Consider the following 15968-nt stretch of genomic DNA (forward strand, 5'->3'; position numbering starts at 1 on the left):
CTCCTCCCCCCCCCCCTCCTTCCCCTCCCCCCCCCCCCCCGCCTCCCCCCCCCCCCCCCCCCCCTCCCTCCCCCCCCCCCCCCTCCCCCCCCCCCCCCCCCCGCCCCCCCCCCCCCCCCCCCCCCCCCGCTCCGACGTGGCTCCCGCCGGCCCGGCGGGAGCCGGTGTCAGTCCCGGCGGCCGATCAGCTTCCAGGAGACGGGCAGCAGACCCATCGCCAGCGCGGCCTTGAGCGCGTCGCCGATCAGGAACGGGGTGAGTCCGGCGGCCAGGGCCGCGCTCAGTGAGAGGTCGGCGGCGACCGCGAGATACGGCACGCCCACCGCGTAGATGATGAGGGAGCCGACGACCATCGTCCCGGCGGTGCGCGGGACGGAGCGGTCGCCGCCGCGCCGGGCGAGCGAACCGACGACGGTGGCGGCGAGCAGCATCCCGAGGACGTAGCCGAAGGAGGCGCCGCCGGGGCCCGACGAGCCCTCGGAGAACCAGGGCATGCCGGCCATGCCGACGAGGGTGTAGACGGCGAGCGAGAGGAAGCCGCGGCGGGCGCCGAGCGCGGTGCCGACGAGCAGCGCGGCGAAGGTCTGGCCGGTGACCGGGACCGGGGAGCCGGGGACCGGGACGGCGATCTGCGCGGCGATGCCGGTGAGGGCCGCGCCGCCGAGTACGAGGGCGGTGTCGACGGCGTACCGGTGCCGGGCGGCGGGGAGCAGATCGGCGAGGACCGCTCCGGATCGGGTGGTGGCGGCAGCAGTGCTCATCGGGACTCCGCGGGGTGGGGACAGACGTGTGGGCAGGGGAACAGGCTGACGGTAGCCCACCTGTCCGTGCCCGGACACGGGCGGCCGAGCACAAGACGGCGGCCTGGCTGATGGTGGGCTTCCGACAACTGGGGCGCCGCATGCCGCCGATGGGCGTGACGCTCGTCACGCAATTCACTCAGGTGAGGGTCGTACGACCACGACGAAGATCGTTTCGCGCGGCGGGCCGGCCGCCGGACCGACTGTGACTTCCCACCAAAGGCGGCCCGAGCCGGAGACTGGGCGCCCCCTTCACCTCGGGTGAGCCCGGCGTCCGTGTCCCGGGACCGTGTGACGGGTGAGCGGCACGCGCGGCCGGACTGTGGCCCGGCGGCCGAGTCGGAGGATCCGGTCCCGGGTGTCGCGAAGGCCGTACGGACGGCGATGTGGCGCATCGCGCTCTTCTACGTGGGCTCGACGGCGTCCGTCGTCGCGCTGGTTCCCCGGGACGACCCGGAGATCACCGAGAAGGGTTCAGGCCCGTACGTGGCCATGCTCGACCGTCTCGACATCCCTGGCGCGGGCCAGATCATGAACGTCGTCGTGCTGGTGGCGCTGCTGTCGGCGATGGACGCCAACATCTACGGCGCCTCCCGGATGGCCCGCTCCCTGGTGGTGCGCGGACAGGGCCCGAAGGTACTGCGCAGTCCTCGTCGCCCGGGTGAACGCGCGTCGGCCGAGCGCGGGATCGGGGCTGGAGGGTTGCGGCCGTACGGAGTGCCACCGGGGCCCGCACAGTCCCGATGACCACCAAGAAGCACGCAGGACGGAGGCTCCGGCACGGAAGCGCCGGAGCCGTGTTGTGGCGACGGGGTGATCAGCGAAGCGTCTGAACGAACGCCTCCCACACGCGGGCGGGGAAGACGAGCGCCGGGCCGTCCGGAACCTTCGAGTCACGGACGGGGACGACACCAGGGAGGAAGCCGTCGGACACCTCGACGCACTGGCCGCCGTCCGAGTTGCTGTACGACGACTTACGCCAAGCGGCCTCGGTCAGGTCGGGTCGGACGGATCGCATCGCGGGATCTCCTCAATCAGTCGCCTGATGAAATCTGCGGAGCTCTCGGGAGAGAGCGTCTTGTCTCGTAGCAGATCGTAGGACAAGCGCAGCGCTTCGACCTTCTCCGGTTCCTCGATCAACTCACCGGACTTCGAACCCTCCAGATAGGCCACGGACTTCCCGTTCGCGAGCCAGAGGACGGTGAGCGAGCCACCCAGCAGATCGTGCAACCCCGCCGAGAACGGCACCACCTGGATGGTGACGCCGGGCCGCTGCCCCGCTTCGAGCAGCGCTTCCAACTGGTCCCTCCACACTTTCGGATCCGTTGCCGCGCGGCGGAACACGGCCTCGTCGAGCAACGCCCTGAAGTGAGGGGCGTCGTCGCCCTCCAGGATGTCCTGACGGCTCATCCGGGCCGCGACCAGCTCGGCCAGTTCCGCATCACCGCGTGGGCGGCCCTTGGCCAGAATCTCCTCGGCGTAGGGCTCCGTCTGGAGCAGACCGGGAATGACGCTGCACACGTACTGGTACTGGACCGTCGCCTCCCGCTCCAACCTCATGAACCGCTGGTACCGGTCCCCGAACGCGTCCTCCCTCGCCAGCACCCACAGCTGCGACAACTGTTTCTTCGTCCCGTACACCGCGTCCAGCGCCGCCACCACCTGCGGTGACCCCAGCCGCGCCCCCGTCTCCAGCTTGTGCAGATACGCGCGGTCGTACGTCGTCAACTCCTGTAACTCGGCGAGCGACTTGCCCGACTCCTCACGCAGGCGCGCGATCGTCTCGTACAACATGACCCGCGCCGATGCCTCCCGGCCCGAGTCGGACCCGCCCTTCGCCATGCCGACTCCCCTGTTTCCTGCGGTGACAGGGCAGTGGCAGCCAGCCCGTCCCGAGCGTATTCAGCCGCACATCCCCCAGGAGCGGAAAGCACCCGGTTCATCACATAGGGCTAGGCGTGGCGCGACATGTTCAGCACCATCCGCAGCAGCGGCCTCTCAGGCAGTCGGCAGGCCCAGAGCGCGCAGCGTGCCAGGCGTCACTTCGAGGCTTTCGAGTTCGTGAGCGAGGCGCAGCACCTGGTCCGCGACAGCGAGTTCGCGGGGTGTCTCGGGGACGGTGTCGCCGATGCTCCGGAGGAAGTCCGCGATCTCGCGCCAGGAGTAGAACACCGTTCCCTCCGTGTCGGATGCCGGATCCGGGAATCCGATGGGTACGTGCTGCCCTCGGGAGAGTCCCGCCAGAGACTGGAGGCTGCGGCCGGAGCGCTGCGCGGCCTCCGCGAGGGTCACCGTGTCGTCGTAGCGGACGCCGGTGGCGCGCAGGCCGGGGATGAGCCGAATGTCCCGCGCCACCTGGGCGATGGCGTCCAGGAGCGAGGGGGCCTCGACATCGCAGATGAGTTCACTCAGCTCGGCGGGGTCCGGACGGTACGCGTATCGGTGGGGATCCTCGGGACCGAGGGTGTACGAGACGGATCCGTCGGCGAAGGCGTCACAGTGGTCGAAAGCATCGGCCTGGTCAGGCGTGAGAGGCTGGTTGAGGCGGAGAACGAAACTCCATCCCCATCGGTGACCGTTCTTGTCCGGCACCACTGCGACGTCCCCGTCCTGGTGTCGCCCCTTGGAGATCATCCAAGAATCCTACCGAAAGCGATCACGTCATCACCGAGGGCTACCTCTCGCACGGCACGTTCAGCGACAGCAGCGCCGTGTCCTTTCCGGTCAGGCGGAGTTCGGTCACCGCGGCGTTCCGCAGGGCCGGGAAGACCCGGCGGTAGTCGCTCAGCGGGATCGACAGGAGTTCGCAGAGCACCAGCCGCAGCAGGGTGTTGTGGGCGACGACCAGGACCCGGCCGCCCTCGTGCGCCGACGCGATCCGGCGCAGAGCGCCCGCGCCGCGGGCCGCTGCCGAGCGGGGGTCCTCCGCGGCCGGGAAGGGGTTCACCACCGGGTCGGCGCGGAAGGCCGCCGCCGCGGTCGGGTCCACCGCCTCGAACTCGGCGAGCGTACGGCCCTCCACCACCCCGAAGTCGCATTCGCGCAGGTCGTGTTCGCGGGTCGGTACGAGGTCGAGCGCCCGGCAGGCGGGCTCGGCCGTGTCGATCGCCCGCGGCACCGTCGAGGTCCACACGGCGTCGATGGGCGCGCCCGCCGCCGCCTGCCGCCCCGCCCACCAGCCCAGCCGCACCGCCTGCGCGCGCCCCTCGTCGGTGAGGCCGACGTCGCTCACGCCCGCGTAGCGGTTCTCGGCGTGCCAGAGCGTCTGTCCGTGGCGGGCCAGCAGCAGGGTCGTACTCATGGGACCTCCGGGTCGTCGGCGCGGGCACGCGCGTGCGCGGCGACCGGGGTGGGGAGCCAGCCGCGCCGTTCCAGTTCGTCCACCATGCTCAGATACGGCTGGAGGAAGCGAGCGGTGCGCGCCGGGTCGGGGCACAGGACATGGCTGAGGCCGACCATGCGCCCGGCCGCCTCCGCGAGGGTGGGGGCGGCCCCGGCGCCGTACGCGGCGAGGACCGCCATCCCGAGTGCCGGTTCGCTGTGCCGGGGGATGTGCACGCCGCGGCCGAGGATGTCGGTGCGCAGTTGGTTCCAGTACGCGCTGCGCGAGCCGCCGCCGGTGAAGGTGAGCGGGCCGTCCTGGGGGGCGCCGAGGTGGTCGAGGTAGTCCAGGCAGAGCCGTTCGGTGTGGCCGACGCCCTGGAGGAGCGCCGCCCAGTGGTCGGCGTCCGAGCGGGGTTCGCCGAGCAGGAGGGGGGTGGCTTCGGGGGCGAGGAAGGGGAACCGCTCGCCCCGCGCGACCAGCGGATAGGCGAGGGCGGTCGACGGTTCGTGCGCGGCGGCGAGTGCGTCCAGGCGCGCCGGGTCCGCGCCGGGGAAGGCTCTGCCCAGCGCGCCGGCTCCGGCGCCGGACGCGCCGCCGGGGAGCCAGCCGCCGTCCGGGGCACGGTGGTTGTAGACGACGCCGGTGCTGTCGTGGACGGGCGCCGCGGTGACGCCCTTGAGGACGAGCGTGGTGCCGAGGACGGAGTTCCAGGATCCGACGCCCAGGGAGCCCGAGGCGATCTGGGCCGCGCAGCCGTCGGTCATTCCGGCGATCACGGGGGTGCCGGCGGGGATTCCGGTGGCGCTCTCGCCGTCCGCGCCGACCTCGCCGAGCCGCGCGCCTGGCCGTACGACCTCCGGGAAGAGGCCGGGGTCCAGCCCCAGGGCCCGCAGTCCGGCGTGCGGCCAGGTGTCGCCCGTCAGGTCGTAACCGGTCTTCAGCGCGTGGCTGGAGTCGGAGGGGGTGGGCCCGCCGACCAGCCGGGAGACGACGAGGTCCGCCTGGTGGGCGAGGCGTACGCCCGCGGTCCGCGGCCGGTCCTTCAGGAGCCACATCACCTTCGGCAGCGCCCAGGTCGGCTGGACGCGCAGTCCTCGCTCGCGGGCCTGCGCGGCCTCGGCGGTGGCGCGCCCGTCGTCGTACATCAGGCCGGGGGTGAGCGGGCGGCCGGCGCCGTCGGTGAGCAGGACCGTGCCGGAGGTGCCGCACACGGCGAGCGCGCGGACGGGGGGTGACACGCCGTCGGACACGGACTTCAGGGCCTGGCCGATCGCGGTGCGCGCCGCCTCCCACCAGTCGTCCGGCGACTGCTCGTGGCGCACGCCGTCGCGTCTGCCGACCAGCGGGGCCGCTCCGCCCCCGTGCACGGTCCCGTCGTCCCCGACGAGTACCGCACGGACGCTCTGTGTACCGAGATCGACACCCATCCACATACCGGCTCCCTCTGTGAAGTTCTCACTCTGCACCGAGATTTTGCGATGCGCGAGGGATTGACGCGCAACTACCGGTGTTCCAAGCTCTGTTAACCACTCGAAGGAACGCGTGAGCGACGGGTGGGAACGTGGGAACTACTTCTCCCGCCGGACCGTGGAGGTCACGGATGGACATGCACGGGAAGCTCGGGCACGACCGTCGGCGGTTCCTCGCACTCACGGCGGCGGCGTCGTCCGTCCCGCTGCTGAGCGCCTGCGGGGCGGGCTTCGGCGGCGGTGGCGGCGAGAGCGACGGGTCGGCGGCCGACGACGTGACCGGGTCCTTCGACTGGCGGCGGCACAAGGGCACCACCGTCAAGGCGCTGCTCAACAAGCATCCGTACACGGACGCGCTGATCGCCGATCTGAAGGCGTTCACCGCGAAGACCGGCATCAAGGTCGAGTACGACGTGTTCCCCGAGGACAACTACTTCGACAAGCTGACCGTGGACCTCTCCAGCGGCCGGGCGTCGTACGACGTCTTCATGCTCGGCGCCTACATGGTGTGGCAGTACGGGCCGCCGGGCTGGCTGGAGGATCTCGGCCCGTGGATGCGCAACGAGTCGGCCACCGGCGCCGAATGGGACAAGGACGACTTCCTGCCGAGTCTCCTGGAGGGCACCCAGTGGTCCCTGAAGGCCGGGACGCCGCTCGGGCAGGGCGGGCAGTACGCGCTGCCGTGGGGCTGGGAGGCCAATGTCGTCGCGTACAACACGGAGGTCTTCAACAAGCTGGGTCTGCGGCCCGCCGAGTCCTTCGACGAGCTGCGCGAACTCGCGGGGACCATCAAGCGCAAGGCGCCGGGGGCCGGTTTCGACGGGATGTACGGGGTCGCCGTGCGCGGCTCGCGGAGCTGGGCGACGATCCATCCCGGCTTCATGACGATGTTCTCCCGCTACGGGCTGAAGGACTTCACGGTCGACGGGGAGACTCTGAAGCCCGCCATGAACTCCCCCGAGGCCATCACGTTCACCCGTGACTGGGCGGACATGGTCAGGAAGGGCGGGCCGCCGTCGTGGACCTCGTACACCTGGTACCAGTGTTCGAGCGACCTGGGCGCGAAGAAGGCGGGCATGCTCTTCGACGCGGACACCGCCGCCTACTTCCAGGCGGTGAAGGGCGCGTCGCCCGCCGCCGGGAAGATCGCGTTCCATCCGGGCCCGAAGGGGCCGGACGGTTCGCTCGCGACCAACATGTGGATCTGGTCACTCGGGATGAACGCCAAGAGCGAGAGGAAGAGCGCCGCCTGGCTGTTCCTCCAGTGGGCCACCGGCAAGGAGCATCTGCGCAAGGGCGCGATCGAGTACAACCACATCGATCCGGTGCGCACGTCGGTGGCCGACGACCCGGCGTACCGGGACAAGATGAGCGGACTCCCCGGTTTCATCGAGACGTTCGAGGCCGTCCAGGACCAGACACGGATCCAGTTCACCCCGCAGGAGCAGTTCTTCGACGCGACCACGAGCTGGGCGTCGGCGCTCCAGGAGATCTACGGGGGCAGGAGCGCGGGGCCGGTGCTGAACGGTCTGGCGGACGATCTGGCGTCGAAGGTCGGGTGACGCCCCATGGACTCGTCGACGGAGGCCGATCACGGGGCGGCCTCGTCCGACGACGCGGCCGTGGCCGGCGCCCGTGACAAGGCGTCGGCCGCGGATCGGGGCGCGGGCCCCGGCCCGGCCGCGGGCGCTCCCCCGCCCGCGGGCCCCGGCGCCGAGAGGGGCGTCCCGCGGTGGCGGCGCTCCCTGCGGCCGTATCTGCTCATCGTGCCCGCGCTGCTGCTGACCGGCGGGATCCTCTATCCCTTCGGACTCGGCCTGTACTACACGGTGTTCGACTTCGCGGCGAGCAAGCCGCAGCCGGACTTCACGGGCCTGGAGAACTACCGGCGGATCTTCACCGACTCCTCGTTCTGGGACTCGGCGTGGGTGACGGTGCTGTACGCGGTGGGCGCCGCCGCCGTCGAGACGGTGCTCGGCGTCGCCGTGGCGCTGCTGCTGCACCGTTCGACCCTGGTCGGCCGGGTGCTGGAGAAGGTACTGATCCTGCCGCTGATGATCGCGCCGGTGATCGCCGCGATCATCTGGAAGCTGATGCTCCAGCCGTCGGTCGGGGTGGTCAATTACCTGCTGCGGCCGTTCGGTCTGGGCGGGGTGCAGTGGACGGACACCCCGACGGGCGCGCTGCTCTCCTCGATCGCGGTGGACGTGTGGGTCTACACCCCGTTCGTCGCGATCCTGGCGCTGGCGGGGCTGCGTTCGCTGCCCGCCTCTCCCTTCGAGGCGGCGGCGGTCGACGGGGCGGGCCGGTGGTTCACCTTCCGCAAGCTGACGATGCCGATGCTGTGGCCCTATGTCCTGGTCGCCGTGATCTTCCGGTTCATGGACTCGCTCAAGGTCTTCGACATCATCTACGCCCTGACGGAGGGCGGCCCCGGCGACTCCACGGTGGTGCTCCAGATCCGCGCCTATCTGGAGGCGATCCGCTTCCAGCGCTACTCGTTCGGGCTGAGCTACATGATCGTGCTGTGGGCGGTGGTCTATCTGGCGGCGATGGCGCTGGTGCGCTATCTGGGCCGGATCCAGAACAGGGCGGCGGAGGTGCCGAAGTGACGAGACGTCAGAAAGGTGCCGGGAAAAGGCGGTTGCTGGGCATCGCCGCCGACGGCGCGCTGATCCTGTACTTCCTCTTCGCGCTCTTCCCCGTCGTGTGGATGGTCGTCCTCTCGCTGAAACCGGCCAACGAACTGTTCAGCACCTACTTCTCCTTCACCCCGACCCTGGACTCCTACCGCACGGTGCTCGGCGCCGGCGAGGACGAGGGCGTGCCGTTCGTACGGTTCTTCCTCAACTCGCTGGTGGTGTCGCTGGGGGCGGTCGGGCTCTCCCTGGTGATCGGGCTGCCCGCCGCGTACGCCGCCGCGCGCTGGCGGTTCCGGGGCTCGGAGAACCTGATGTTCACGCTGCTGTCGTTCCGCTTCGCGCCCGAACTGACCGTGATCATCCCGCTGTTCGTGCTCTACCAGCAGCTCGGTCTCTTCGACACCTACGTCGGCATGATCTGGGTCCTGCAACTGGTCACACTGCCGCTGATCGTATGGATCATGCGGTCGTACTTCGCGGATCTGTCACCGGAGCTGGAGCAGGCCGCGCTGCTCGACGGCTACACCCGCAAGCAGGCGTTCTTCCGGGTCGCGCTGCCGCTGGTGAAGCCGGGCGTCGCCGCCGTGTCCCTGCTGGCCTTCATCTTCGCGTGGAACAACTTCGTCTTCCCGCTGATCCTCACCTCGTCCGAGGCGCAGACCGTGACCGTGGGCGCGCTGTCGTTCCTCGGCGGTGACCGGCCGAAGTACAACCTGACGGCCGCCGCCGCGCTGGTGTCGGTGGTCCCGCCGCTGCTGCTGGCGCTCACGATCCAGCGGTATCTGGTGCGGGGCCTGTCGTTCGGGGCGGTGAAGTCGTGAGCGCGGCCGGGTCCGGCACCACGTCGATAGGTCTGCGCGGCGTCCACAAGTCGTACGGGCGCAAGCTCGCGCTCGACGGCCTCGAACTGGACGTGGCCGAGGGCGAGTTCTTCTGTCTCCTCGGTCCGTCGGGAGCGGGCAAGACGACGACGCTCAAGACCGTCGCCGGGCTGGAGGAGCCGGACTCCGGGACGGTCGAGCTGGGCGGCCGGGACATGACCGGTGTCGAGCCGTACGACCGGGGCGTGGCCATGTGCTTCGAGTCGTACGCGCTCTATCCGCACCGCTCCGCCTACGACAACCTCGCCTCGCCGCTGCGCTCGCCCAAGTACCGGCTGCCGGCCGCCGAGTCGCGGACGCGCGTCCAGGGCGTCGCCGAACTCCTGGGCATCGAGCAGCTGCTGGAGCGTCCGGTGGGTGCGCTGTCGAACGGGCAGCGGCAGCGGGTGGCGCTCGGCCGGGTGCTCGTACGGCCCGCCCGCGCGTTCCTCCTCGACGAGCCGCTCTCCCATCTCGACGCCAAACTCCGCCAGTCGATGCGCGCCGAGCTGAAGGCCATCGGGGACGTCCGGCACACGACCACGCTGTATGTCACGCACGACTCGGTGGAGGCGCTGGCGCTCGGTGACCGGATCGGGGTGATCAGGGACGGGCGGATCGTCCAGACCGGGACACGTGAGGAGATCTGGCACCGGCCGTACGACACGTTCGTCGCCCGCGCCTTCGGCCGCCCGCTGATCAACCTGTTGCCCGGGACGGTCACCGCCGACGGGCACTTCGGGTCGGCGGACGGCGGCTTCGAGGTGCCGCTGGACGTGCCGGCGCGGCCGGGGACGGTCGTGCAGCTGGGCGTGCGGCCGAGGGACGTCACCCTGGGTGAGGCCGGGGGCGGCGGGGGCGGGGCGGCCGGGGGCGGCGGGACGGGCGGGACCGGCGCGGTGGAGCTGACCGGCTCCGTCTATGTCACCGAGGTCCTCGGCCGCGCCACCGAGGTCACCGTCCGGATCGGCTCCGGGCAGCTCTCGCTCGTCGCCCCGCGCGCCGCCGCGGCCGGTCTGCGCACCGACGATCCTGTACGGCTCCGCGCGGGTCTTGAGAACCTGCTCCTGTTCGAGGCCGACCGGCCGGAACGTCCAGGACGAAGGATCAGCACATGAGCACCCAGCAGCAGCGCGGCCCCGCCCCGCGCCAGGCGGCGATAGCCGAGTACGTCCTCGCGCAGGGCGAGGGCACCGCCGCCGAGCTGGCCGAACGGTTCGACGTCAGCCTGATGACCATCCACCGGGACCTGGACGAGCTCGAACGCCAGGGCATCGTACGGAAGTTCAGGGGTGGTGTGACCGCGCAGCCGTCCGGCGTGTTCGAGTCGAACGTCGCGTTCCGGCTCAAGGCGATGCACCAGGAGAAGGCGGCCGTCGCCCGGCACGCGCTGAGCCTGATCGAGCCGGGTATGGCGGTGATGCTGGACGACTCCACCTCCACCCTGGAGATCGCCCGGCGGCTCGGGCCCATCACCCCGCTGACCGTCGTCACCAACTTCCTGGAGGCGATCAACCTGCTGTCCGGGGAGCGCGGCATCCATCTGATGGCGCTCGGCGGTGACTACGACCCGCTGCACTCCTCCTTCCTCGGGGTCAGTTGCGTGGAGGCCGTGCAGTCGCTCCAGGTCGACGTCTGCTTCACCTCCACCTCCGCTGTCTCCGGGGGCTTCGCCTACCACCAGGAGCAGCACATCGTGTCGGTGAAGCGGGCGATGCTCGGCTCGGCGGCCCGCAACGTGCTGCTGCTCGACCACTCCAAGCTCGGCCGGGTGGCCCTGCACCGGCTGGCCCCGCTCTCCGCATTCGACCTGGTGCTCGTGGACGCGGGGGCCTCCGCGGAGGCGCTGCGCGATCTCGACGAGCACAAGGTCCCCTATCAGGTCTGTGAGGTGGGCGGTGACTGAACTGACCCTGCGCCGGCTGCGCAAGACCTATGTGGCGCGCGGGCGGCCGGCGGTGGACGCGGTGCGGGGCATCGACATCGGCCTGCGCTCCGGTGAGCTGCTGGGACTCCTCGGACCGTCCGGCTGCGGCAAGTCGACCACGCTGCGGATGATCGCCGGTCTGGAGGAGGTCACCGGCGGCGACATCCTGGTGGGCGGGGACTCGGTCGTCGGTCTGCCGGCGCGGGAGCGCAACATCGGTGTCGCCTTCGAGAACTACGCGCTCTACCCGCCGCTGACCGTCGCGGAGAATCTCGGCTTCGGGCTCGCGGCGCGCCGTCTGCACGGGCGTGCGGAGCGCGGGCGCCGGGTCGCCGACATGGCCGAGCGCATCGGCATCACCGACCTCCTCGCCGCCCGGCCCGCCGGTCTGTCCAGCGGTCAGAAGCAGCGCGTGGCGCTGGCGAGGGCGCTGATCCGGGAGCCGGACGTACTGCTCCTGGACGAGCCGCTGTCCCATCTGGACGCCGCGCAGCGCGACACGACCCGCCGTGAACTCAAGCGGATCCAGCGGGATCTGGGCCATACGACGATCCTCGTCACCCACGACCAGGAAGAGGCGCTGTCGCTGGCCGACCGGATCGCCGTCATGAAGGACGGTGTGATCCAGCAGCTCGGCACGCCGTACGAGATCTACGACGCCCCGGCGAATGTGTTCGTCGCCGACTTCGTGGGGGAGCCCGCGATCAACCTGCTGCCGGGCGTCGTGGCGGCCGGCGGCCGGGTGCGGGTCGGCGCGACGGCGCGGTTCCCGTGCCCGGCCGGTCCGCCCGCCGGCCGGGAGGTGGTGCTCGGCATCCGTCCGGAGGACCTGCGGCTGACCCGGGAGGGTGAGTCGGGGCCCGGGACGGGGGACACCGGGTGGAGCGAGGACCGGGGCGGCGCCGTACGGGCTACGGTCAGCGCCCATGAGCCGCTCCTGGAGTCCGGAATCGCCACGCTCACGCTCGACGGCGTCACCGAACCCCTCGTCGTGGAGACCGGCCCGGAGACACGCCTGGACCGGGGCGACACCGTACGCGTCACCGCGGACCCACGGCACACGCATGTCTTCGACGCCGAGACCGGAGAGGCCCTGACCCTGACATGAGGATTCTCGCAGCTGGTGATCACTTCGTCCTCAACTCCCTGATCACCGAGGCCCTTCGGCGCGTCGTCGCCGGTCCGGCCGAGATCACCCAACTCACCCTCCCCTGGCCGCTCACGCCCTTCGGCAGGGTCGCCGAGGTCGACGAGGCCAACGACTCCGAGGACGCGCTGATCGAGGCGCTGGACGGCGTCGAGGTCTGTGTGACCCAGATGGGGCCCTTCACCGAACGGGTGCTGGCCGCCTCCCCCGCGCTGCGGATGATCGCCGTGTGCCGGGGCGGTCCGGTCAACGTCAACGCCGACGCCGCCCGCGCGCGCGGCGTCAAGGTCTGCTTCGCGCCGGGGCGCAACGCGGCGGCCACGGCCGAGTTCACCGTCGGGATGATCCTGGCGGCCCTGCGCCGGATCCCCGAGGCGCACAACTCCCTCGCCCTGGAAGGGAAGTGGGACGCCACGCACTACACGTACGAGCGCTGCGGCCCGGAGCTGGAGGACACCCCGGTGGGGCTGGTCGGTTACGGCGCGGTCGGCAGCCGGGTCGCCCGAGTGCTGACCGCGTTCGGTGCCGAGGTGGAGGTGTTCGACCCGTACGTACGGGGCGACGTGCACGGCATGCGGTCCCCCTCGCTGGAGGCGCTGCTGTCCCGGTCGAGCGTCGTCACGCTGCACGCGCGGCTCACCCCGGAGACGAAGGGCCTGATCGGCGCGCGCGAACTGGCCCTGCTGCCCAGGGGATCGACCCTGGTGAACGTGGCGCGCGGCGGCCTCGTCGACACGGACGCGCTCTGCGACGCGCTCGACAGCGGGCAGCTCGCGGCGGCGGCGCTCGACACCTACGCGCAGGAGCCGCTGCCCGCCGGGTCCCGGCTGCACGGCACCCCCAACGTGGTGCTGACCCCGCATCTGGGCGGGGCCAGCAAGGCCGTGGCACGCAAGGCGGCGCGGATCGCCGCCGCCGAGGTCGCGCGCTACGCCAAGGGCGAGCCACTGGCGCACTGTCTGACCTGAGACGCGCGCCGCCCGAGGACCCCCGGACGCTGAGGAGAGCGCGATGTATGTCGGTATCGATGTCGGCACGTCGATGGTGAAGGCCGCGGCCTTCGACGCGGGAGGCCGGTCGCTGGCCGTCGAGTCCCGCCCGGTGCGCCTCGACATCCACGGCGGCCGTGTCGAGCAGGACATGGAGGAGCTGTACGGCGCGGTCGTCGACGCGCTGGACACGCTCACCGCCGCGCTGCCCGGACCGGTCGAGCTGGCCGGGCTCACCGGGCAGGGCGACGGGGTCTGGCTGGTCGACGCGGGGGGGCGCCCGGTGCGGCCCGCGATCTCCTGGATGGACGGCAGGGCACACGAGTTCGTGGACGCGTGGCTGGCGTCCGGCGTCTTCGACTCGGTGTTCCGGCGCAGCGGCAGCGCGATGTTCCCGGGCTGTCCGGGGCCGGTGCTGGCCTGGCTCGACCGTCACGAGCCGGCCGCGCTGGACGCCGCGACCACGACGCTGTACTGCAAGGACATGGTCTTCCAGCGGCTGACCGGGGTGCGGGCGACGGATGTGTCGGACGCCTCGATGCCGTTCCTGGACCCGCGGACACGGACGTATTCGGACGACGTGCTCGCGGAGTTGGGCCTCGCGCACCGGAGGCGTCTGCTGGCCCCGGTCAGCGATCCGGTCGCGACCGGCGAACTGCCCTCGGGCGTGCGGATCGCCAACGGGCCGTACGACCTGCCGGCCTGCGCGCTGGGCGCGGGGGTCACCGAGCCGGGCGACGGACTGCTGATCATCGGTACGTGCCTGGCCTCGCTCGTCGCGACGGACGGACTCGACCTGGACGGCGAGCCGGGCGGGCTGCACATCTCGACGGACCGGCCGGGGCACTGGCTGCGCGCCATGCCCGCGATGGTGGGGACGGCCGCGCTCGACTGGGTGCTGACGCTGACCGGCACGGACCTCGCCGAGGTGGACGCGCTGCTCGACGCGGTGGAACCGGGCGCGGGCGGGGTGGCGGTGCTCCCGTACTTCGCGCCGTCCGGTGAGCGCGCGCCGTTCGTCGACCCGGCGCTGCGGGCCGAACTGACCGGTGTCTCGCTGGAGTCGACGGCGGCCGACCTGATCAGGGCGACCTGCGAGGGCATCGCGTACGCCGCCCGGCACTGCCTGGAGGCGGCGGGTCTGACGGGGAGTCTCGCGGTCTGCGGGGGCGGCACCCGCAGTCCCGCCTGGACGCGTCTGTTCGCCGACGTGCTCGGCAGACCGCTGCGGATCGTGGAGGGCGAGGTGGGCGCGCGGGGCGCGGTCCTCGCGTCGGCGGCACGCCACGGGGTGCCGCTGGACGTCGCCGCGTGGACGGCCCCCACGACGGTGGTGGACCCGGACCCGGTCCGGGCGGCGTACTACACGAAGGGCTACGAGGACCACCTCGCGCGCCTGTCGTCGGCGCGGGCGCGGCACGGCTCGTAGGGGGCGGCGCACCGGGCACGCGCCGGGCGGACCCCGGGCGGGCGTGGGCGGAGCCGGGTCAATGCCGGGTGAACGGGTGTCGCACAGGTGGTGAATCCGGTGCGTATCGCGTCAACTCGGGCCGTGCGCCCGCCTATCGTGCTGCTGCCCCCCCCTGAATCACGTCAACTGTCCGCCGTTCACCAGCCTGACGAGGGAGACCCGTATGTCCGTACAGCCCGGACGCCGTTCGATACTGCTCGCGGCCGGCGCCGCCACCGCGGCGACCGCCGTGACCGCGCTGCCGGCCGCCGCCGCGACCACGGGACCGGCGGGCTCCCGCCGGCCCGTGGTCATCGGCCACCGGGGCGCCGCCGGGTGGCGGCCCGAGCACACGGCGGCGTCGTACACCCACGCCGTGCGGACCGGTGCCGACTGGATCGAACCCGATCTGGTGCCGACGAGGGACCATGTCCTGGTCGTGCGGCACGAGAACGAGATCTCGGGCACGACGGACGTCGCCGAGCATCCGGAGTTCGCCGGTCGGCGCACGGTGAAGACCGTCGACGGGCGGGCGGTGACGGGCTGGTTCACCGAGGACTTCACGCTGGCCGAGCTGAAGACCCTGCGGGCGGTGGAGCGGCTGCCGCTGGTCCGTGACCGCAACACCGTCTTCGACGGCCGCGAGCAGGTGATGACCTTCGAGGAGGTCGTGCGGCTGGCCCGCGAGCTGTCCCGGCGCCACCGCCGCCGGATCGCGGTCTTCCCGGAGACCAAGCACCCCACGTACTTCCGCTCCATCGGCCTGCCCCTGGAGCCCGCGCTCGCGCGGATCGTGCGGCGCTACCGGCTGGACGCCGACGAATGCGTGGTCCAGTCGTTCGAGCCGAGCAGTCTCGCCGCGTTCGCCGAGGAGCGGCTGCGGCTGCCGCTCTGGCAGGCGCTGGGCACGACGGGCGCGCCGTACGACCATGTCGCGGCGGGCGACCCCACGACGTACAAGGACATGATGACGCCGGAGGGGCTGCGGCGGATCGCCCGGTACGCGGACTGGATCGGACCCGACAAGTCGTCCGTCGTGGAGCCGTTCACCCTGCTGGCGGACGCGCACCGGGCGGGTCTGAAGGTGGGCGCGTACACCTTCCGCGCGGAGAACCAGTACCTGCCGGCGGCGCTGCGCCGCGGCACGGACCCCAACGCGTTCGGTGACGCCTTCGCGGAGTACGCCCTGCACTTCGGCCGCGGCGTGGACGCCGTGGTGACGGACTTCCCGGACATCGCGTCGATGGCGCGGGACACACTCCCCGCACCCGTCCAGGACCAGGGCCTGTCGTCTGATCAATGAAGGGCCCTCTTGCTGTTAGCGTGCAGTTGCATAGGATGTGCAATAAGCAGCAGGAG

The 15968-nt window shown here is 71.7% G+C and carries 15 protein-coding genes and 1 pseudogene; 10 read left to right on the top strand and 6 right to left on the bottom strand.

Annotated elements, in window-relative coordinates; all coding sequences use genetic code 11:
* Positions 1–167: 167 nt before the first annotated feature.
* Entirely contained in the window at positions 168–761 is a 594-nt protein-coding gene (locus ACZ61E_RS28295) for a biotin transporter BioY (RefSeq protein ID WP_469702819.1), read from the bottom strand.
* A 369-nt stretch (positions 762–1130) separates the two neighbouring features.
* Here ACZ61E_RS28295 and ACZ61E_RS28300 point away from each other — a divergent pair.
* Positions 1131–1493, top strand: a pseudogene (locus ACZ61E_RS28300) (hypothetical protein); the annotation flags it as partial.
* A 124-nt stretch (positions 1494–1617) separates the two neighbouring features.
* Here ACZ61E_RS28300 and ACZ61E_RS28305 read toward each other — a convergent pair.
* The 5 genes from ACZ61E_RS28305 to ACZ61E_RS28325 all read right to left on the bottom strand — a co-directional run bounded on the left by ACZ61E_RS28305 (position 1618) and on the right by ACZ61E_RS28325 (position 5558).
* A complete protein-coding gene (locus tag ACZ61E_RS28305) occupies positions 1618–1818 on the bottom strand; it encodes a DUF397 domain-containing protein (protein WP_469702821.1) in 201 nt (66 codons plus the stop codon).
* Positions 1794–2642 (bottom strand): helix-turn-helix domain-containing protein, encoded by an 849-nt coding sequence (locus ACZ61E_RS28310; RefSeq protein ID WP_469702823.1) that lies wholly within the window; start codon positions 2640–2642, stop codon positions 1794–1796. Before ACZ61E_RS28310 ends, ACZ61E_RS28305 begins: the two co-directional genes overlap by 25 nt.
* Positions 2643–2798: 156 nt before the next feature.
* Positions 2799–3434 carry a hypothetical protein gene (locus tag ACZ61E_RS28315; RefSeq protein WP_469702825.1) on the bottom strand — a complete coding sequence of 212 codons (636 nt, stop codon included), beginning with the start codon at positions 3432–3434 and terminating at the stop codon, positions 2799–2801.
* A gap of 40 nt (positions 3435–3474) precedes the next feature.
* Complete coding sequence (locus ACZ61E_RS28320; protein ID WP_469702826.1) at positions 3475–4101, bottom strand: histidine phosphatase family protein; 627 nt, start codon at positions 4099–4101, stop codon at positions 3475–3477.
* Positions 4098–5558 carry an FGGY-family carbohydrate kinase gene (locus tag ACZ61E_RS28325; RefSeq protein WP_469702828.1) on the bottom strand — a complete coding sequence of 487 codons (1461 nt, stop codon included), beginning with the start codon at positions 5556–5558 and terminating at the stop codon, positions 4098–4100. Before ACZ61E_RS28325 ends, ACZ61E_RS28320 begins: the two co-directional genes overlap by 4 nt.
* Before the next feature lie 167 nt (positions 5559–5725).
* Between ACZ61E_RS28325 and ACZ61E_RS28330 the strand changes: the two genes are divergently transcribed.
* The 9 genes from ACZ61E_RS28330 (at position 5726) to ACZ61E_RS28370 (ending at position 15912) form a co-directional block, all read left to right on the top strand.
* Positions 5726–7156: an ABC transporter substrate-binding protein gene (locus ACZ61E_RS28330; RefSeq protein WP_469702830.1), complete on the top strand. Its 1431-nt coding sequence runs from the start codon at positions 5726–5728 to the stop codon at positions 7154–7156.
* 6 nt (positions 7157–7162) lie between these two features.
* A complete protein-coding gene (locus ACZ61E_RS28335) occupies positions 7163–8206 on the top strand; it encodes a carbohydrate ABC transporter permease (RefSeq protein ID WP_469702831.1) in 1044 nt (347 codons plus the stop codon).
* Complete coding sequence (locus ACZ61E_RS28340) at positions 8203–9057, top strand: carbohydrate ABC transporter permease (protein ID WP_469702833.1); 855 nt, start codon at positions 8203–8205, stop codon at positions 9055–9057. The genes ACZ61E_RS28335 and ACZ61E_RS28340 overlap by 4 nt, the downstream gene beginning before the upstream one ends.
* Positions 9054–10214, top strand: a complete 1161-nt coding sequence (locus ACZ61E_RS28345) for an ABC transporter ATP-binding protein (protein WP_469702835.1) — start codon at positions 9054–9056, stop codon at positions 10212–10214. The genes ACZ61E_RS28340 and ACZ61E_RS28345 overlap by 4 nt, the downstream gene beginning before the upstream one ends.
* Complete coding sequence (locus tag ACZ61E_RS28350; RefSeq protein WP_469702837.1) at positions 10211–11002, top strand: DeoR/GlpR family DNA-binding transcription regulator; 792 nt, start codon at positions 10211–10213, stop codon at positions 11000–11002. Before ACZ61E_RS28345 ends, ACZ61E_RS28350 begins: the two co-directional genes overlap by 4 nt.
* Positions 10995–12131 (top strand): ABC transporter ATP-binding protein, encoded by a 1137-nt coding sequence (locus ACZ61E_RS28355; RefSeq protein ID WP_469702839.1) that lies wholly within the window; start codon positions 10995–10997, stop codon positions 12129–12131. The genes ACZ61E_RS28350 and ACZ61E_RS28355 overlap by 8 nt, the downstream gene beginning before the upstream one ends.
* Positions 12128–13138 carry a 2-hydroxyacid dehydrogenase gene (locus ACZ61E_RS28360; RefSeq protein WP_469702840.1) on the top strand — a complete coding sequence of 337 codons (1011 nt, stop codon included), beginning with the start codon at positions 12128–12130 and terminating at the stop codon, positions 13136–13138. Before ACZ61E_RS28355 ends, ACZ61E_RS28360 begins: the two co-directional genes overlap by 4 nt.
* Before the next feature lie 43 nt (positions 13139–13181).
* Positions 13182–14588 (top strand): FGGY family carbohydrate kinase, encoded by a 1407-nt coding sequence (locus tag ACZ61E_RS28365; RefSeq protein WP_469702842.1) that lies wholly within the window; start codon positions 13182–13184, stop codon positions 14586–14588.
* A gap of 205 nt (positions 14589–14793) precedes the next feature.
* On the top strand, positions 14794–15912 hold the full coding sequence (locus ACZ61E_RS28370) for a glycerophosphodiester phosphodiesterase family protein (protein WP_469702844.1): 1119 nt from the start codon (positions 14794–14796) through the stop codon (positions 15910–15912).
* The last annotated feature ends 56 nt before the right edge of the window (positions 15913–15968 follow it).

Source organism: Streptomyces sp. NPDC104581 (assembly GCF_055583685.1).

Excerpts from the sequence above, each read along its gene's own strand:
- ACZ61E_RS28295 (WP_469702819.1), bottom strand. The coding sequence starts at position 761 with ATGAGCACTGCTGCCGCCACCACCCGATCCGGAGCGGTCCTCGCCGAT.
- ACZ61E_RS28305 (WP_469702821.1), bottom strand. The coding sequence starts at position 1,818 with ATGCGATCCGTCCGACCCGACCTGACCGAGGCCGCTTGGCGTAAGTCG.
- ACZ61E_RS28310 (WP_469702823.1), bottom strand. The coding sequence starts at position 2,642 with ATGGCGAAGGGCGGGTCCGACTCGGGCCGGGAGGCATCGGCGCGGGTC.
- ACZ61E_RS28315 (WP_469702825.1), bottom strand. The coding sequence starts at position 3,434 with ATGATCTCCAAGGGGCGACACCAGGACGGGGACGTCGCAGTGGTGCCG.
- ACZ61E_RS28320 (WP_469702826.1), bottom strand. The coding sequence starts at position 4,101 with ATGAGTACGACCCTGCTGCTGGCCCGCCACGGACAGACGCTCTGGCAC.
- ACZ61E_RS28325 (WP_469702828.1), bottom strand. The coding sequence starts at position 5,558 with ATGTGGATGGGTGTCGATCTCGGTACACAGAGCGTCCGTGCGGTACTC.
- ACZ61E_RS28330 (WP_469702830.1), top strand. The coding sequence starts at position 5,726 with ATGGACATGCACGGGAAGCTCGGGCACGACCGTCGGCGGTTCCTCGCA.
- ACZ61E_RS28335 (WP_469702831.1), top strand. The coding sequence starts at position 7,163 with ATGGACTCGTCGACGGAGGCCGATCACGGGGCGGCCTCGTCCGACGAC.
- ACZ61E_RS28350 (WP_469702837.1), top strand. The coding sequence starts at position 10,211 with ATGAGCACCCAGCAGCAGCGCGGCCCCGCCCCGCGCCAGGCGGCGATA.
- ACZ61E_RS28360 (WP_469702840.1), top strand. The coding sequence starts at position 12,128 with ATGAGGATTCTCGCAGCTGGTGATCACTTCGTCCTCAACTCCCTGATC.
- ACZ61E_RS28365 (WP_469702842.1), top strand. The coding sequence starts at position 13,182 with ATGTATGTCGGTATCGATGTCGGCACGTCGATGGTGAAGGCCGCGGCC.
- ACZ61E_RS28370 (WP_469702844.1), top strand. The coding sequence starts at position 14,794 with ATGTCCGTACAGCCCGGACGCCGTTCGATACTGCTCGCGGCCGGCGCC.